This is a genomic window from Chitinophaga flava, assembly GCF_003308995.1.
In the GTDB taxonomy this organism is placed as follows: Bacteria; Bacteroidota; Bacteroidia; order Chitinophagales; family Chitinophagaceae; genus Chitinophaga; species Chitinophaga flava.
In genome coordinates this window covers 585,008-599,737 of sequence record NZ_QFFJ01000002.1, presented here as the reverse complement: position 1 = coordinate 599,737, position 14,730 = coordinate 585,008, and the positions used below count along the sequence as shown (strand labels likewise).

The following is a 14,730-nucleotide window of genomic DNA, read 5'->3' as shown; positions in this document are numbered from 1 at the left end:
TCGTAATTGTTTTATTTCTTCCTTCTTAATAAGGCAAACAACAGGTAACTGATGCCCCATGCGGCCACTCCGGCTATAATCGCCAGGGTGATACTGCCCAAAACATACTGGAGTAGATTATCTCCTATTGCTGCAAAGGTGATTTTATCATCAAACAACAGATCTTTAGCTGACCTTCCCATCCATATTTTTCCTACGAGGAAACCAGCAAAGATCACAAACGGGGTTAGCGGCGGCGTGCTGATATGGGCCGCTAAAAATACCAGGGCCTTATTCAGCTTCAACCTGATAGATACCAACATGGCCACCAGAAGTTGAAATCCCCATATAGGAACAATGCCCATAAACACGCCGAAGCCAATAGCAGCGGCTTTGCGGGCGTTGGACTCCGATGCGTTCAGTACTTCTTCCCTCCACATCTTTTTCCAGTTCTCTTTTTTCAGGAGATACAGGAAAAGGTCCCTTGGTTTGATATACAGGAAAGTGATAAGCACCAGGATGGTATTCAACACACTGATACGGGAGAAATCGCGGAAAGGCCGGAAATGGGAGATCCTTTCCTCTGCCGGCGGGTAATATACCTTTACCGGTGTCCAGTCTATTTTTACGCCTTTCCAGGCGCTGCGTACCAGCACCTCAATTTCAAATTCATATTTGGTGCACCACCAGCGGATACGGCCCATACGATGTAGTGGATACAATCGGTAACCCGACTGTGTGTCGGGGCCCTTCAACCCTGTTTCCACATAAAACCAGAAATTGGAAAACTTGTTGGCAAAAGTATTTTTACCAGGCATGTTTTCCTGATTGAGGTTGCGGGCGCCGATCACCAATGTACCAGGATCAGTGCTAATTTTATCCAGCATGCCCGGCAGATCGGAGGCAAAGTGTTGTCCGTCTGCATCCATGGTGATCACATAATCGTATCCCTGTGTGAGCGCATATTCGAAACCACGGCGCAGCGCAATGCCCTTACCACGGTTAGGGCTATACGAAACACGATGTAACTGCGGATATTTATCGAGAATATGGCTGGTATGGTCGGTAGCGCCATCATTCACGACAATGATATGAGTGGTATAGGATAGGGCGTCCTGTACAACAGCCTCCAGTGTGGAGGCATTGTTGTAGGTAGGGATCAGCACTGCTGCCCTGTGACGCTCAAAATGTTCGTTATGTGTGGTGTTAGCTATCACTTATTTAAATACTCCCTGGAATTTCATAAATGTCATCGCTTCCCGCTTCAGGGTAGCATTCACTTTCCATCCTCCGTTCTCTTCCACTTTATAGGTCAGTGTTACATCTACCAATGGCTGTTTTACCGGATCGATCATGTTCAGGAACTTCATCTGACCTGCTTTCTGCAGCAATACTTTTTGTTGCACGGCATCTTCCAGCGTTTCTGTGATGATCTGCATCATACATACGCCTGGTACTACCGGCTGGTCGGGGAAGTGGCCCTGGAAAATCGGATGCGCTGCATTCAGCTCCAGTGTAATATTAACCTGACCTTCTTCTTTAGCTGTTGCTGTGATATGATAAAAGTTACCCTTTAACATGTTTGTATTTTGTTGTTTATATATTTTGATGTTGAGATGCTTTCCTATTGTTTTTTCTCTGTTTTTTGCAGAGAGATATTAAAACGGAAGTTCTGATGCTCAATACGGATGCTGTCTGGCGTACCTTGTGTATAATGCTGCATCCACACTTTCACCACCGGTTTACGGACAGATGATTTTTCGATGCGTTCCAGTTTCGTACAGGCGCTATCCGTTATATAGTAATTATTCCCTTTTTCAGTGGGCACCACTACATAGCGGAAGTTGTTATCTGTAGCTACATGCGCCTGACTAAGGTCCGGGCGCAGCAACACCAGTTCAAAATCCTGCCGCAGGGTTTTCACCACCGCTTTTTTATCCATTTTAGGCAGCAGATAATGTTTGGTAAAATTGCCCTGACGGTCAAATTCAAAATCAAAGAATTTAAAACCCATCTCATTGGCAAACACTACCCGCAGGCTGCTGTCGGGCATCTGCTTAAAAAAAAGCAGTCCGCTCAGGTGATGCTTCAGAATGTTGACCTGCGTACTGTACAGCGTGGCATTAAAGGCCGGGCTGAACTGTTTTACACAATTCACATCATCGTTGGTGCGCTGTAATCCTTTATAAACGGATTTACAGCCAGTCAGCATTGCTACCAGTAACAGGCTATTTAACCACAAATACCGCATCCGGGATGTTTGAATTCACTTGTTTGTGTACAAAACTGATGGTCGTATCATCGCCGGAAGGTTCCTGCATCGTGATACGGGACACCGTATAATCCTGCTTGTCTACCAGCAGCACAATGGCTTTGAAATAACCGGCCATCGTTTTATTGACCGGCACCATTTCCAGCCGTACGCTCTGTGCGTTTTCTGATGCTTTGGTGGTAAAGTCGGTATTATCCAGCACGGTACCTCTCACACAGTCTACCGTAATTTTATTGATCTGTTCAAACAGTTTGTTGTTTTTGCCGGACACTTTACTTTCCTTCTGTGCATCTTTTATTTTGATGTCTTTCCCATTGATGACCAACAGGTAATAAGAAGGCTGCTGGTATTCCATCCGGACTTTGTTATCCCGTTTGAACCAGAATTTTCCTTTCGACACAATTTTATCGGACAGCATGCTCAGGTTTTTCTCCTGCACAAAATCGCATTGTATGCTCTGAGTATTTTGTGCAGTCCTGGCGAACTGTTTTTTGATATCAGACAGGTCTGATACCGGTTTAAAGCCTGACTGAGCGTGCAGTTGCAGCGACAGTAAAGTTGACAGGCAGATGATCATCCATTTACACATAAGCTGGCACATTTAACATTTTATCCATGCGTTCCAGCCGGTATCCTTCAGCGCGGATGGCGCTGATGAGCCGGGGCAGGATGCTGGCGGTGATGCTGCAGGTATCATGCAGGAGGATAACCGCACCGGGGTGCAGCTCCGTCATGATTTTATGCAGTAGTTTATCTTCATCTGTTGCAACGGTATCCATAGAGCGGATGCTCCATCCTACCGGCAGGTAATTATTGCGTTTGATAGCCCGGGCCAGGTTAGGATTGGTAACCCCATATGGCGGGCGGAAGAGGCGTGGCTGCAGCCCGGTAGCGTTGATGGTCACGGTGTCCATCTTTTCCATATCTGCTTCCATCTGCCGGCTGCTGTACATATCAAACCAGAAATGATGAGAGTAGGTATGGTTACCGATTACATGGCCTTCTTCGTGTATCCGTCTCAGTAAGTGCGTATTCCCTTCTATGTTTTTACCGATACAAAAGAAGGCTGCCTTTACCTCATGTTCATCGAGGATATCGAGGATGAGCGGCGTATGTTCAGATGCAGGCCCATCATCAAACGTCAACGCCACTACGTTTTCCGTAGCGGACGCTGTGCAGAGTGTTTTAATAAAAAAACCGGACTGTATATTGATGGCGCCTCTCACATAAAAAGGCAACAACAGCAACAGTGGGATAGCATACCACCACAACGGCACAGTATACAGTCCCGTCAGCCGGATGACCAGCAAAACGGCGATACTCGTGATAATGATGATATTTCCAGCCCTGTTATTCAACATGTGTGAGTAAGATCAGGGAGTGATGGGTACCCTGATGATGGTTATACAATAAGATTCTTTTGATGGGGCCTGGCACTTTTCCATAAAACAAAACTGCTTCAGGCACCGCCTGCTCAGCGAGTATGCTGTTGGCCATCCACATGCCAAAGGCAGCAGCGGTAGGATATTCACCGCAAAGATGTTTAAAGCTGGCTTCCGGATGTTCAGGGAACAGTGCTTCTACTACCTCTTCATATATTTCATCCTGATCGATATCACCGTTTCTGCCGGTGATAAGCAGGTCAATATCGTTGGGGGTACAGGCATTGTCTTCCAGGAATTTCATGATATGGCCAATCACTTCCCCTTCCCAGAGCGGTTTGTAGAGGGTGCTGATACCGGTAAGTGCAGCAGCTGAGTGTTGGCCAGGAGTAATGCCCAGTGTAAAGAAAGCAGCTCCTTCTCCGGCAATAGTGCCACGGGTAGGGCTTTTCAGCAGCTCCATGGTTTTCACCGGTTCTTTTTTATACAGTCCAAAGCGGGACAGTATCTGGTGGCTGTGTTGGGTGATTTCGTCCAGACCGCCGGCCAGCACGTTCTGCGCGCTGCCTTCCTTTAATATCATGATAGCGTCCAGCAGGGCGTTTTCGAAAGAGAAGCCTCTGTGTACGAAAGTGTTGTTATAAGCATTGCAGCCTAGGAGCAGGGATATCTGTCCGCCCACAGTGTTGTGGGTGCTTTGTATAAAAGCAGTGGGGGTCAGCATTTCCTCCTGTTGGTTGACCATTTTGGTCAGGAATACGCCGGTATCGTCGAGGCAGCCATAGGCAGTTCCGGTAACGATAGCATCGGGCATTGTCACCCCGGCAGCTTCCAGGCTGAGGCTGGCGGCACCTACACCCATTTTCACCACCCGGCTCATTCTGCGGATCTGTTTTGCATCGATCCATCGTTTGTAGTCGGGGTCTACGGTAGCCAGGCGTACCTGTTTATATTCCCGCAGCGTGGCCAGCAGAGGGCCACCTGCCGCAGTTTCCTGCGCAGAAATACAACCGGTGCCGTTTATATAAATGGTCAACATAATATCATTTAATCACTAAAAGCTTGAAAAAACCAGGCTGGAACAATTACCTCCAAAGCCAAAGGAGTTGGACATCACATGCAACAACTCATTACCCTCAGAATAGGTGGTGGCCGGTGCAAACGGCAGTTCCTTCATCTGGTGTTCAAACCGTGCGTTGGGATAGATGATCCCTTCCTTCACGGAAATGGCCGAAAATACAGCTTCAATACCACCGCTGGCGCCCAGCGTATGCCCGGTGAACGACTTGGTGGAACTCATGGCCGGAAAATGCGGCGCAAAGAGCCGGTTGATGGCGATGCCTTCAGACACGTCGTTATTACCAGTACCGGTGCCATGCAGGTTGATGTACCCTATCTGCTGTGGTTGCAGTCCGCTCATGTCCAGTGCGCCTTTCATGGCCAGGTAGTTCCCGGTACCATCAGGCGAAGAAGCCGTTTGGTGATAGGCATCATTGGCATTGGCGAAACCACTGAGACGGCACCATGGCTGCAATTGAGCTGCCAGGCTATCGGACACTAACACCACATAACCAGCACCTTCGCCCAGATTAAGCCCGGTACGGGTTTCATCGAAGGGGCGGCAGGCCTGCTGGTCGAGGATCATCAGGGTATTAAAACCGTTGAGCGTAAAACGGGTGAGCGAATCGGTACCACCGGCGATCACCACGTCTACTATGTTGTTGCGTATCAGGCGGGCCCCGTACATGAGCGCATTAGCGCCGGAAGAGCAGGCAGTGCTGATGGTAGACACATGATGTCGTATACCTAAGGCATCGGCTACTATTTCGCTGATGCTGCCGCATTCATGGTGTACCACCTGACGTAGCCTTCCTTTACGGTTATCTGCCAGATAATCTGCAAAAAAATCTTCTGTTTTGTCCATCCCTCCTACCGTATTACCGGATACAAAACCTACACGGTAGGCGGAGATATCACCGAGTCCTGACGACTGCCAGGCTTCTTTGGCGGCAATCAGGCTGAGCAGGGCCGTCCGGCTGATATGTTCCGGCAGTCCGGCCATTTCGGCCAGGGTGTCATTGTCTGCCTTCACCTCAGCCACCGGGAAAGTGTTGCGGTGCACGGAAGACAGGTATTTCATGGCGCCCATGCCCGGCTCCATCTGCCGGAAAGCCTGCAGACACTCCCGCAGGTTCAGGCCAATGCCGCTGATGACGCCGCCACCCGCTATCCACACCTTTTCAATCATGCTTTAGCTGTTTGATGGGCAACAATAAATTCTGCCATGGAACGGATAGAGTAAAATATCTCTGGTCCCTGTTCCGGGTTGGCAATACGAATGTTATAATGCTGTTGCAGCAGTACGATCAGTTCCAGCGCATCGATAGAATCGAGACCCAGCCCTTCTTTAAACAACGGCTGATCATTGCTGATACTTTCCGGTGTCACTTCCTGCAAATTCAGTTGTTCTATGATCTGCTTCTTCAGATCTTCCATCAGCTTTTCCAATTCCATTTTCTTATTGCTAAATTTTAATATTTATTTTTTTGATACAGTGCATCCAAAGCCGCTGCCGTCAATGGCTGCGCCAGACCGCGCTTTTCCTTTTCCAACAGAAACAGCGCCACTTCGTATTGCTGATCCATCACCTCCACCCAGCCACAAAGACAGGCCTGTAAAGGCGTATTTGTCAACAGCTGAGCCGGATAACTGCTCATCAGCTCCGTATCGAAGGTTTCAGAGACAAAAAAAGTATTCTCTCCTTTAAAACCGTGCCGGATACAGATTTCTCCCATCACAATGTTTGGAAGGGTATACACAAAGAGGGCCGGACTGGCAATATCCTTTACTGTAGCGTAATAGCGCAGATCTGTATCCAGACTGCCGCTGCGGTTGGATAACACCATCCCTACCGTTTCGGGCGGTAAAGACAATACCGGCGTGTCTTTCAGCAGTATTTCCGCGGCCAGCCACCCCAGTTTGCTGAGGGCGTCCATCTTGTGGAACTTGGGATACTGACCGAAAAACCGGTCGTAACCCGCCCGCAGCCATTCCTGCAGGTCCGTTTCCCTGTTTGTCTCCCACAACAGGTCACCGTTCAACCGGATACTGTTATGCCGCAGGATACAACTTCCTGTAATATATACTTCCTCGCTATTCAATCTCTGAACTGCTTTTTAATTTTTCTGTTAATTCTATGGTCCTGGCCAGTCGTTTGAGGGCCGTATCATGGTTTTTCACGAACGGATTGTCCGTATCCCAAACATACCCTGCCAATACTGAACAGATCTGACCTTTGATCACCGGATCTGCGTCTTTTTTGAAGAAGATGGTGTCCAGCGTGCCTTCATACCAGGCCATTACATAAGAACGGAAGGTATTAACGCCCTGCAGCGTAGGCTCCATGTATTCTTTTTCCCAGTCTACCGCTTCTCCCCTCAGTTTTTTGATCACCAGTTTCGCAGCAGTCTGGCTGGAAACGCAGGCCAAAGTTACGCCAGATGAGAAAATAGGGTCCAGAAATTCTGTCACGTTGCCGGTGAGCACAAAACCATCGCCATAAAACTTATCGGTGGTAGCTGACCAGGACTGCAGAATCCTCGGTTCAAATACCAGTTCCACATCGCGGAAACGCTCTCTGGTATAAGGTTCTGCTTCCAGCAGGGCCCGGTATACTTCTTCATCTGTACCCTGGTATTCCGCAAAAAACTCCGGATCACCTACAAAACCCAGGGAGGTTACGCCCGTGGAGAAAGGAATGATCCAGATCCAGACGCCTTTTTTATGTACCACGGCGGTGATACGGTTAGGTTCGTCGGCCATGGAACGGCGCACGTCCACGGTGTGGGCGAATAATGCTTTACGGGGCTGCAGGTTGGAGTTTTTCTCCAGGTTGAACAGACGGGGGATCACCCGGCCATAACCGCTGCCATCCACAATAAAACGGGCTTCAATGGTGGATTTATTACCGTGAATATCTTCTACCGTAGTTACTGAATCCGATCCATTGAAACGTATATCCGTTACCGTAGTTTCATACGATACCGGTACACCCATGTTTTCAACAGCATCAGCAAGTGTTTTGTCGAAGTCAGCTCTGGTCACCTGCCAGGTCCAGGTCCAGCCGGGCGTAAACTGCTCCTTGAAAGTGAAATCGCAGACAGCGTTTCCTTTCACGAACTTGGCGCCGAATTTTTCCTGGAAACCTTTAGCCTTGATCGCGTCGATGAAACCAGCTTCTTCCAGCGCTTCCATACTGCGTGGCAGCAGGCTTTCACCGATAACGAAGCGGGGAAACTTCATCTTTTCCACGATCTTCACTGTATAACCTGCCTGGTGGATAATAGACGCCGCTACTGTTCCGGCAGGTCCCGCACCTATGACTAAAACATCTACTTGTTCAGTTTTCATACGGAAAAAATTTTATGGATTCAGAGATTTGATTATAGGGGATTGGGTTTGTCAGGAAGCCGGTAATTCTCTATTATCACCGGCTTCCTGTATAACTATTTCTTCTTTTTAACCTTCAGCAGGGTGTAGTTCAGCCCCATCTTGTTGTTTTCTTCCGTTACTACCAGTCCTGCATTTTCGATGCACTGGAAGAAGTCGTCGGTATGGTACATCTGGCTATTGCCATTGGCCATAGCAGTGAAATACAGGGATGTCTGCTGCAGGCAGAAAGCGGCTGATTTAAACTGCTGGCGGTTCCAGAATGGTTCCAGGATGTAGATGGTACCGTCGTCGTTGAGCGCTTCGCGGCAACGGGAGAGGATAGACTCGATTTCTGCTTCAGAGAAACAATCGAGGAACTGGCTCATCCAGATGGCATCAAATCCTTTAGGGAAAGGTATTTCCTCATGCAGGATATTGGCGATATGGAAGTGAACCCTGTTTTCCACGCCGGCTTCTTTCATTTTCTGCTGCGCGATATTAGCCTGTCCGGGGATATCGAAGATGGTGACTTCCACTTCGGGATCTTTGGCGGTGCAGGCCAGTGCCCATTTACCGGTGTTGCCGCCGATGTCGAGGAGACGTTTGGGATGGTTTTCAAAAACGATGTCCAGTGCACCCGGCGTGGCGAGATCGGAATAATAGTGGTCGAAATCGAACCAGCTTTTTCCGACGGCCGGTGGCAGCAGGGAGAGGCCGGGATAGATAGTATCCCATGGACCCAGTTCCTTGAGGCCTTCCGGCTTACCGTTACGCAGACTGTCTTCCAGGTGGTACATGCCTTTGTAGCAGATATCCTGGGTAAAGTCCATATTGATACGGGTAAGCTGGTCGTGTAAAATAAAGTAGCCGGTTTTGGTGAGCGTGTATTTTTTGTCGTTCACGATCACTAATTCCATTCCTAAACCGGCTTCCAGCAATACTCTCACTGCATAGCGGTTCATGTTGGTTATTTCCATCACTTCCTCAATGGTGATTCCGGCAGATCCGCTGTCGCTCACTGCTTTTAAAATCCCCATGTCACGCAGGGCCCTGGTAGCCTGGAAGGCAATAGGGGCAAAAGCCAGCCACAATGCGGCTTCTTTTGCCTGTAATGCTGTTTTCGTTTCTTTATTGAACATAGATCGGATTTGACAATTACGAATTATCAATTGCGCATGACAAATTTGTAATCAGATAATGCGTAATTATTTTCTACTAAATATCATGGCTGCGTTGCAACCACCGAATCCCGACACTGTTTTCAGGAAGTGGCGGGAAGATTGTTGGCGCAGGGTATTGCTAACGTTAACGGGCATACTTACACCAGGTGTTTCGTATCCTTTGGTGGGCAGTATCACACCTTCTTTCATGGCTTTCATACTGACAATCGCTTCTACGAGGCCGGCAGCACCGAGGGTGTGGCCGTAGTATCCTTTGAGGCTGTTGACCGGTACGGCTGCCAGGCCGGCGTGGTGCAGGGCTTTGGCTTCCATTTCGTCGTTGTACAGGGTGGCGGTGCCATGAGCAGATACAAAACCGATATCTGCCGGTTGAAGACCGCTGCCTTTGAGGGCCAGTTGCATGGCCATGGCCAGCTCCTGTCCGGTGCGGGAAGGGCCGGAAATGTGGTTAGCGTCGTTGCTGACAGCCCCGGCGCCTAATACAATTTCTGCCTGTGCGGGTACTTTGCTGAGCACCACGGTGGCAGCTGCTTCTCCCAGGGAAACACCCATACGCCCGGCATCAAAGGGTTTGCAGGGCACGGCGCTTACTGCCTGGAAAGATTGGAATCCTGACAATACAAAACGAGTGAGTACATCAGCACCCGTTACCACTACGTGGTCGTATTTTCCGGAAGTGATCAGGCGCTGACCGGTAAGAATAGCCAGCAGCCCGGATATACAGGCGCTGCTGATCACCAGGGGTGAATTGGCAGCACCCAGATGAGCCGCTATCTTACGTGCAGTAGCGGAAGGCTGTAACAGTTCAGGCGGTGGGATCACTCCTTCCGGCTGTTGCTCCAGCAGTTCAATATTTCCTTTGGTAGTGGAAATGATCAGACCGGTGCGGGCATCCGACAGGCTGATACCTGTTTGAGATACTGCCGCCATAACGGAGGCAATCACCAGCTGTTCAAATTTCGTATAACCTTCTACGTTAAGACCCGCTGTTGCCCTGCTGAGCATAGCGGGGGCCATCATAGCGCCATAAAAAGGCGCAGGGCCATAATCGCTGCGGTCCTGTAAACCGATACCACTGTTGCCCCGGATGATCTGTTCAAAGTTTTCATCGGTGTCAATACCCAGTGGCCCCACAATATTATCTGCAACTACAAAGACCATGATCCATTATCTAAAGGTGGTTATGCAAGTGTTGTTTTTTCCATTCACTGAAAAACGCAGGAGTAGTCAGTTGCAACAGTGCTGTTTTCTTGTCCAGGAACACCTGTACAGAAGAGCCTGTGGCAATGACTTCGCCCGTAGCCGGATTGGAAAGCACATAGTTAAATCTGATCTTTGCCGCGAGGTCATCCACAAAAGTGGTGGCTACCTTTACGCGGTCGCCGTAGCGCAATGGCCGCTTGTAATCAAGCTGTATATTCACCACCGGCGCGGTATACCCGGCCTCAAACACATCCAGGTAACGTAAAGCGTACTTTTCTCCGAAAGCCTCCCTTCCGTCTTCAAAATACCGGACATAGTGGCCATGCCATACAATGCCCAGTGAATCCACCTCATTAAACTTCACCGGAAATTCGGTGCATTCGGTTATCTGGTTCATTTCATTTAGAAATTTTTTCATTTAGGGATTTTTTCATTTGCGAAATCAAAAAATCCCTAAATGAAAAAATCCCTAAATCTCTGTTATCCTTTCTTCTTAGCTTTTTTTGTTTCTTTTTCCTTGGCAGCTACTGCTGTCTTGGTATCTTTTTTAGGAGTTGCAGGTGTTTCTTCTTCAGCATCTTTGGCATCTGCATATTTCTCCTTGATTTTTTTATAGTCTGAGCTGAAATCATCCATTACATCATGTACTGAAAACGCCCAGTAGTTACGGAAACCAAAGCCTTTCGCCTTGCCGGTCATTCTTTCTGCCAGGAGTACGTTGCGGGTAGCCATGTCGATTACAGTCACGTACATAGACGCTTGTTTACCGGTTTTATTCATGGACTCCATCACAAACAGTACACCGATGCCTTTTTTGCCATTTACATCGATACCTTTCACCAGTTTGGAGATATCGGCGGGTTTCAGGCGGGTGATATCATCGTTGTTGTCGGATTTCAGCGCTTCCTTGTTGGCGGCGGCATTCCGTTTGTTGGTGGCGGTCACATCGTAAGTTACTTTAGTACGACGGAAAGTACCGGCAACATCGTATTTTTTAGGCTCGTTGATCACCACATCGTTGATACCAGCGAAGTGACGGTCTACGATGTCTGCTGCATTGGCAGCTGCATCACCGAGCAGGCGGGCCTGTGTGAAATCCACACCCAGCCAGGTGAACGAAGAATCAGTATTTTCCAGGAAGTTTTTCAACTTCTGGGCCTGGGTGGCACTGATAAAAAAGCCAAGTAACAGAACGGTCAGGGGAAAAACTTTACGGATAATCATAATTATTGTATTTGCGGGTTGATGAAAATTTTCATTTCACATTGTGCCATCACCCTTCCATCGTACATAACTTTTCCTGTTACCATGGTAGCATTAAACACTTCTCCTCCGATTTCCGTGGTGGTTTCGATCATCTGTCCGGCGGGCGGCAGTTCAAATATTTCGAGGTCTTTTACAGCGCCGATAAAACCCAGTGGTACGGGGCTGTTTTCCTGTTTTGCGATATAACCGATACGGGCTGCCGCTGTCTGTGCAATATTTTCCATGAGTCCGGGTGGTGTGAGCACGCCGTTTTCCACAAAAATATTGTCAGGCGCAATATGCAGGCCAGTGCGGGTTTTAGGACCGTCCACTTCCAGTATGCCACTGATCATGACAATAGGCGTACGTTGTGGGATATAAGCGGTAATATCATCTGTATGAATAAACATCTGCGCAAGTTATTATTTATAGACAAAACACGAAATAAATCGAATTATTCGACATTATTAACAGTAAAAACACGCATTATGCCCAAAAATCATAATAATTAAACCACTGTTCCGGGTAGCGATGGATTTTTTCTTCCAGCAGGCCGGTAAAATCGGCCACGGCTTTTTCCACGCCCTGGTTGCGGCGTCCATGGTACAAACGGGGTTCGGTGGCATAAAAATGATAATGGGTAGCTGTTTCCTTAAAGGCAAATACCACACATACCGGCACCCGGAAGGTGGCTGCCAGCAGGAAAGGTCCTACCGGGAAACGGGCATCATGCCCCAGCAAGGGTGTGGCAATGGTTTTATTGCCAGGCAGAAAACGGTCTGCGTGCATACAAACCAGCTCCTGGTTACTCAACGCCTCGTTGATGGCATAGATATGTGATAAATCATCCTTAATAACGATGATATTCACATTCCTGTCGCCGGTGATGGAAGACAGGTATTCTTTGATGCGTTGATGCTCCCCATCAAACATGACAATATTAATACGGGTTTGCAGGCGTTTGAACAGGTGACCGGCCACCTCCCAGTTGCCCAGGTGTGCACTCAGCATGATTCCTCCGCGCCCGCCGGCCACCATCTCACGCAGATGGTGTTCTCCGTCAAAATCGAACGTAAACTTGTTCTCCATATTGGCCATCACCACAATCTTATCGATCAGTGTCTGACCAAACACGTAATAGTTGCGGTAAAGGCTGTACAAAGACCGCCATCTGCCATAACCTATTTTGGTATGAAAATATTGATAGATGGGCCTGGAAGAGCTCCAGGAGAACAGAAAATAATAAAAAGCAACAAATCTCAACAGAAAATAAGCAGGGTAAACACCTCCATACCTGAGTATGAAAATAAAGATACTGTAACCCAGCTTATTTCCCTTCGATTTTCCTTGCCAGGATGGCATTATACCAGTTCTTTTTGTTGTACACGAGCTGTTACATAATCGTAGAAATCCTGGAAGGTAACGATGGACTGAAAATCTTCCGGTTTCACTTTAAAACCAAAATTATCTTCAATCACTACTACCATGTCAATATAATCCAGGCTGTCGAGATCCAGCGTGGACTTGAGGTTAGCTTCAGGCTTAATGTCAGTGGGGTTAGCTTCAAACTCCTCCACCAGAAACTTGTTCGTAACAGTTATTATTTCCTTAATTTCCATAAATGTGCAATCAGATATAGGTCGTTTTAAAAATAATTTTTAAGCGGTTTTTATTTACCCAATCCTGATTTTTAATCTTCCAAAGTTAAAACATTTAGAGCATTGGTCATTTGCATATTTGGCAATACGGCGGGTCTGAAACGCCTGTCAGCCTACAATAAACTCATAATCAAACCTCCAGATATTACATCCCTTCCCATTTTTTTACAATAAGAGAAGAATTGGTTCCTCCGAAGCCGAAGGAATTGGACAAAAATATATTAAATTTTTTATCGATGGTTTTGGTCGCAATGTTCAACTTCGCTGCATCATCATCCGGGTTTTCCAGGTTGATATTGGGGGCGATGAAATCGTTCTGCATCATCAGCATAGAGTACACTATTTCGCTGGCGCCAGCCATCCAGCATTCGTGGCCGGTCATGGATTTGGTAGAACTTACATAAGGGTTGGAGGTACCAAACACTTCATAGATGGCACGTGCTTCGCTGGCATCACCTGCCGGCGTAGAAGTAGCGTGCGCATTGATATAGGCAATATCTGCTGCCTGCAAACCTGCATCCTGCAAGGCTATCTGCAGGGAACGCACCGGTCCGTCCACCGTAGGGTTGGAAATATGGCCGCCATTGGAAGAAAAGCCATAGCCCAGTACTTCACCCAGGATAGTAGCTCCTCTGCGTTTGGCAGATTCGAGGCTCTCCAGAATCACGGTAGCCGCGCCACCACTGGGCACCAGCCCATCACGGTCGCGGTCAAACGGCCTGGAAGCCCGCTCAGGGTCATTTTCGCGGGTAGAGAAAGCTGCGATCGCATCGAAATTACCCATGGCATATACATTCACCTCCTGTGCACCTCCGCAGATCACCGCGTCCTGCATACCGTTGCGGATAAACATATACCCCAGCCCGATAGCATGGGAACCACTGGCACAGGCCGCACTCACCGTAAAGTTCACCCCTCTCAGCTTGAAAATAGTAGCCAGGTTCATATTAACGGTAGAATTCATGGTCTGAAACACCGAGCCGGAACCTACCAGCATGGTATCCTTTTTCTCCCGCATAATATCCGTAGCCTCGATCACCGGTTTGGCGGAGCTGTCGTTGCCGTACAGCAAACCTACCGGGGTATGGTCAATATAGTCCTGGTCCATACCCGCCTGAGCAAGTGCCTCACGGGTAGCCATGTACGCAAATTCTGCCTGCTCGGGCATCATCAGCCTGGACCTGCGGTCCAGCAAGCCTTTCAGCTCTGGCCGCTGGATATTGCCCGTCAACCCGGAACGGTAACCAAATATTTTCCGCTCAGGGTCCAGCACAATACCAGACTTCCCTTTATACAATGAATCCCTCACCTCCTGCAGGTCTTTACCAATGCAGGAGTAGATTCCCATTCCAGTGATCACTACTCGGTTCATGTACAAA

The 14,730-nt window shown here is 48.3% G+C and carries 18 protein-coding genes; all 18 read right to left on the bottom strand.

Annotated elements, in window-relative coordinates:
* Positions 1-11 precede the first annotated feature (11 nt).
* The gene (locus DF182_RS18875; protein WP_245957485.1) at positions 12-1,196 is read right to left on the bottom strand and encodes a DUF2062 domain-containing protein; all 1,185 of its coding nucleotides are present in this window, start codon (positions 1,194-1,196) and stop codon (positions 12-14) included.
* On the bottom strand, positions 1,197-1,559 hold the full coding sequence (locus DF182_RS18870; protein WP_113617381.1) for a 3-hydroxyacyl-ACP dehydratase: 363 nt from the start codon (positions 1,557-1,559) through the stop codon (positions 1,197-1,199).
* Between the two features lie 44 nt (positions 1,560-1,603).
* Positions 1,604-2,230, bottom strand: a complete 627-nt coding sequence (locus tag DF182_RS18865) for a hypothetical protein (protein ID WP_147243481.1) — start codon at positions 2,228-2,230, stop codon at positions 1,604-1,606.
* The gene (locus DF182_RS18860; RefSeq protein ID WP_113617379.1) at positions 2,208-2,840 is read right to left on the bottom strand and encodes an outer membrane lipoprotein carrier protein LolA; all 633 of its coding nucleotides are present in this window, start codon (positions 2,838-2,840) and stop codon (positions 2,208-2,210) included. Before DF182_RS18860 ends, DF182_RS18865 begins: the two co-directional genes overlap by 23 nt.
* Positions 2,833-3,612 (bottom strand): polysaccharide deacetylase family protein, encoded by a 780-nt coding sequence (locus DF182_RS18855; protein WP_113617378.1) that lies wholly within the window; start codon positions 3,610-3,612, stop codon positions 2,833-2,835. Before DF182_RS18855 ends, DF182_RS18860 begins: the two co-directional genes overlap by 8 nt.
* Positions 3,602-4,672: a beta-ketoacyl synthase chain length factor gene (locus DF182_RS18850; protein WP_113617377.1), complete on the bottom strand. Its 1,071-nt coding sequence runs from the start codon at positions 4,670-4,672 to the stop codon at positions 3,602-3,604. Before DF182_RS18850 ends, DF182_RS18855 begins: the two co-directional genes overlap by 11 nt.
* A gap of 15 nt (positions 4,673-4,687) precedes the next feature.
* Positions 4,688-5,881 carry a beta-ketoacyl-[acyl-carrier-protein] synthase family protein gene (locus tag DF182_RS18845; protein WP_113617376.1) on the bottom strand — a complete coding sequence of 398 codons (1,194 nt, stop codon included), beginning with the start codon at positions 5,879-5,881 and terminating at the stop codon, positions 4,688-4,690.
* Positions 5,878-6,147: a phosphopantetheine-binding protein gene (locus DF182_RS18840; RefSeq protein WP_211327164.1), complete on the bottom strand. Its 270-nt coding sequence runs from the start codon at positions 6,145-6,147 to the stop codon at positions 5,878-5,880. The genes DF182_RS18845 and DF182_RS18840 overlap by 4 nt, the downstream gene beginning before the upstream one ends.
* Before the next feature lie 17 nt (positions 6,148-6,164).
* Positions 6,165-6,794: a hypothetical protein gene (locus DF182_RS18835; RefSeq protein WP_113617375.1), complete on the bottom strand. Its 630-nt coding sequence runs from the start codon at positions 6,792-6,794 to the stop codon at positions 6,165-6,167.
* On the bottom strand, positions 6,787-8,043 hold the full coding sequence (locus tag DF182_RS18830; protein ID WP_113617374.1) for an NAD(P)/FAD-dependent oxidoreductase: 1,257 nt from the start codon (positions 8,041-8,043) through the stop codon (positions 6,787-6,789). The genes DF182_RS18835 and DF182_RS18830 overlap by 8 nt, the downstream gene beginning before the upstream one ends.
* Positions 8,044-8,138: 95 nt before the next feature.
* Entirely contained in the window at positions 8,139-9,203 is a 1,065-nt protein-coding gene (locus DF182_RS18825) for a class I SAM-dependent methyltransferase (RefSeq protein ID WP_113617373.1), read from the bottom strand.
* A 66-nt stretch (positions 9,204-9,269) separates the two neighbouring features.
* A complete protein-coding gene (locus DF182_RS18820) occupies positions 9,270-10,406 on the bottom strand; it encodes a beta-ketoacyl-[acyl-carrier-protein] synthase family protein (protein WP_113617372.1) in 1,137 nt (378 codons plus the stop codon).
* Positions 10,407-10,416: 10 nt separating this feature from the next.
* The gene (locus DF182_RS18815; protein ID WP_113617371.1) at positions 10,417-10,866 is read right to left on the bottom strand and encodes an acyl-CoA thioesterase; all 450 of its coding nucleotides are present in this window, start codon (positions 10,864-10,866) and stop codon (positions 10,417-10,419) included.
* A 62-nt stretch (positions 10,867-10,928) separates the two neighbouring features.
* Positions 10,929-11,672: a hypothetical protein gene (locus tag DF182_RS18810; RefSeq protein ID WP_113617370.1), complete on the bottom strand. Its 744-nt coding sequence runs from the start codon at positions 11,670-11,672 to the stop codon at positions 10,929-10,931.
* Positions 11,673-11,674: 2 nt separating this feature from the next.
* A complete protein-coding gene (locus DF182_RS18805) occupies positions 11,675-12,103 on the bottom strand; it encodes a 3-hydroxyacyl-ACP dehydratase (protein WP_113617369.1) in 429 nt (142 codons plus the stop codon).
* Positions 12,104-12,179: 76 nt separating this feature from the next.
* Positions 12,180-13,055: an LpxL/LpxP family acyltransferase gene (locus DF182_RS18800; protein ID WP_113617368.1), complete on the bottom strand. Its 876-nt coding sequence runs from the start codon at positions 13,053-13,055 to the stop codon at positions 12,180-12,182.
* A complete protein-coding gene (locus tag DF182_RS18795) occupies positions 13,055-13,312 on the bottom strand; it encodes an acyl carrier protein (protein ID WP_113617367.1) in 258 nt (85 codons plus the stop codon). Before DF182_RS18795 ends, DF182_RS18800 begins: the two co-directional genes overlap by 1 nt.
* Before the next feature lie 184 nt (positions 13,313-13,496).
* On the bottom strand, positions 13,497-14,723 hold the full coding sequence (locus tag DF182_RS18790) for a beta-ketoacyl-[acyl-carrier-protein] synthase family protein (protein WP_113617366.1): 1,227 nt from the start codon (positions 14,721-14,723) through the stop codon (positions 13,497-13,499).
* Positions 14,724-14,730: the final 7 nt, after the last annotated feature.

What these genes read in the sequence shown, in the direction of transcription:
- DF182_RS18790 (WP_113617366.1), bottom strand. Translation starts at nt 14,723, where the DNA reads ATGAACCGAGTAGTGATCACTGGAATGGGAATCTACTCCTGCATTGGT.
- DF182_RS18800 (WP_113617368.1), bottom strand. Translation starts at nt 13,055, where the DNA reads ATGCCATCCTGGCAAGGAAAATCGAAGGGAAATAAGCTGGGTTACAGT.
- DF182_RS18865 (WP_147243481.1), bottom strand. Translation starts at nt 2,230, where the DNA reads ATGCGGTATTTGTGGTTAAATAGCCTGTTACTGGTAGCAATGCTGACT.
- DF182_RS18845 (WP_113617376.1), bottom strand. Translation starts at nt 5,881, where the DNA reads ATGATTGAAAAGGTGTGGATAGCGGGTGGCGGCGTCATCAGCGGCATT.
- DF182_RS18855 (WP_113617378.1), bottom strand. Translation starts at nt 3,612, where the DNA reads ATGTTGAATAACAGGGCTGGAAATATCATCATTATCACGAGTATCGCC.
- DF182_RS18815 (WP_113617371.1), bottom strand. Translation starts at nt 10,866, where the DNA reads ATGAAAAAATTTCTAAATGAAATGAACCAGATAACCGAATGCACCGAA.
- DF182_RS18860 (WP_113617379.1), bottom strand. Translation starts at nt 2,840, where the DNA reads ATGTGTAAATGGATGATCATCTGCCTGTCAACTTTACTGTCGCTGCAA.
- DF182_RS18840 (WP_211327164.1), bottom strand. Translation starts at nt 6,147, where the DNA reads ATGGAATTGGAAAAGCTGATGGAAGATCTGAAGAAGCAGATCATAGAA.
- DF182_RS18870 (WP_113617381.1), bottom strand. Translation starts at nt 1,559, where the DNA reads ATGTTAAAGGGTAACTTTTATCATATCACAGCAACAGCTAAAGAAGAA.
- DF182_RS18805 (WP_113617369.1), bottom strand. Translation starts at nt 12,103, where the DNA reads ATGTTTATTCATACAGATGATATTACCGCTTATATCCCACAACGTACG.
- DF182_RS18795 (WP_113617367.1), bottom strand. Translation starts at nt 13,312, where the DNA reads ATGGAAATTAAGGAAATAATAACTGTTACGAACAAGTTTCTGGTGGAG.
- DF182_RS18825 (WP_113617373.1), bottom strand. Translation starts at nt 9,203, where the DNA reads ATGTTCAATAAAGAAACGAAAACAGCATTACAGGCAAAAGAAGCCGCA.
- DF182_RS18810 (WP_113617370.1), bottom strand. Translation starts at nt 11,672, where the DNA reads ATGATTATCCGTAAAGTTTTTCCCCTGACCGTTCTGTTACTTGGCTTT.
- DF182_RS18850 (WP_113617377.1), bottom strand. Translation starts at nt 4,672, where the DNA reads ATGTTGACCATTTATATAAACGGCACCGGTTGTATTTCTGCGCAGGAA.
- DF182_RS18820 (WP_113617372.1), bottom strand. Translation starts at nt 10,406, where the DNA reads ATGGTCTTTGTAGTTGCAGATAATATTGTGGGGCCACTGGGTATTGAC.
- DF182_RS18830 (WP_113617374.1), bottom strand. Translation starts at nt 8,043, where the DNA reads ATGAAAACTGAACAAGTAGATGTTTTAGTCATAGGTGCGGGACCTGCC.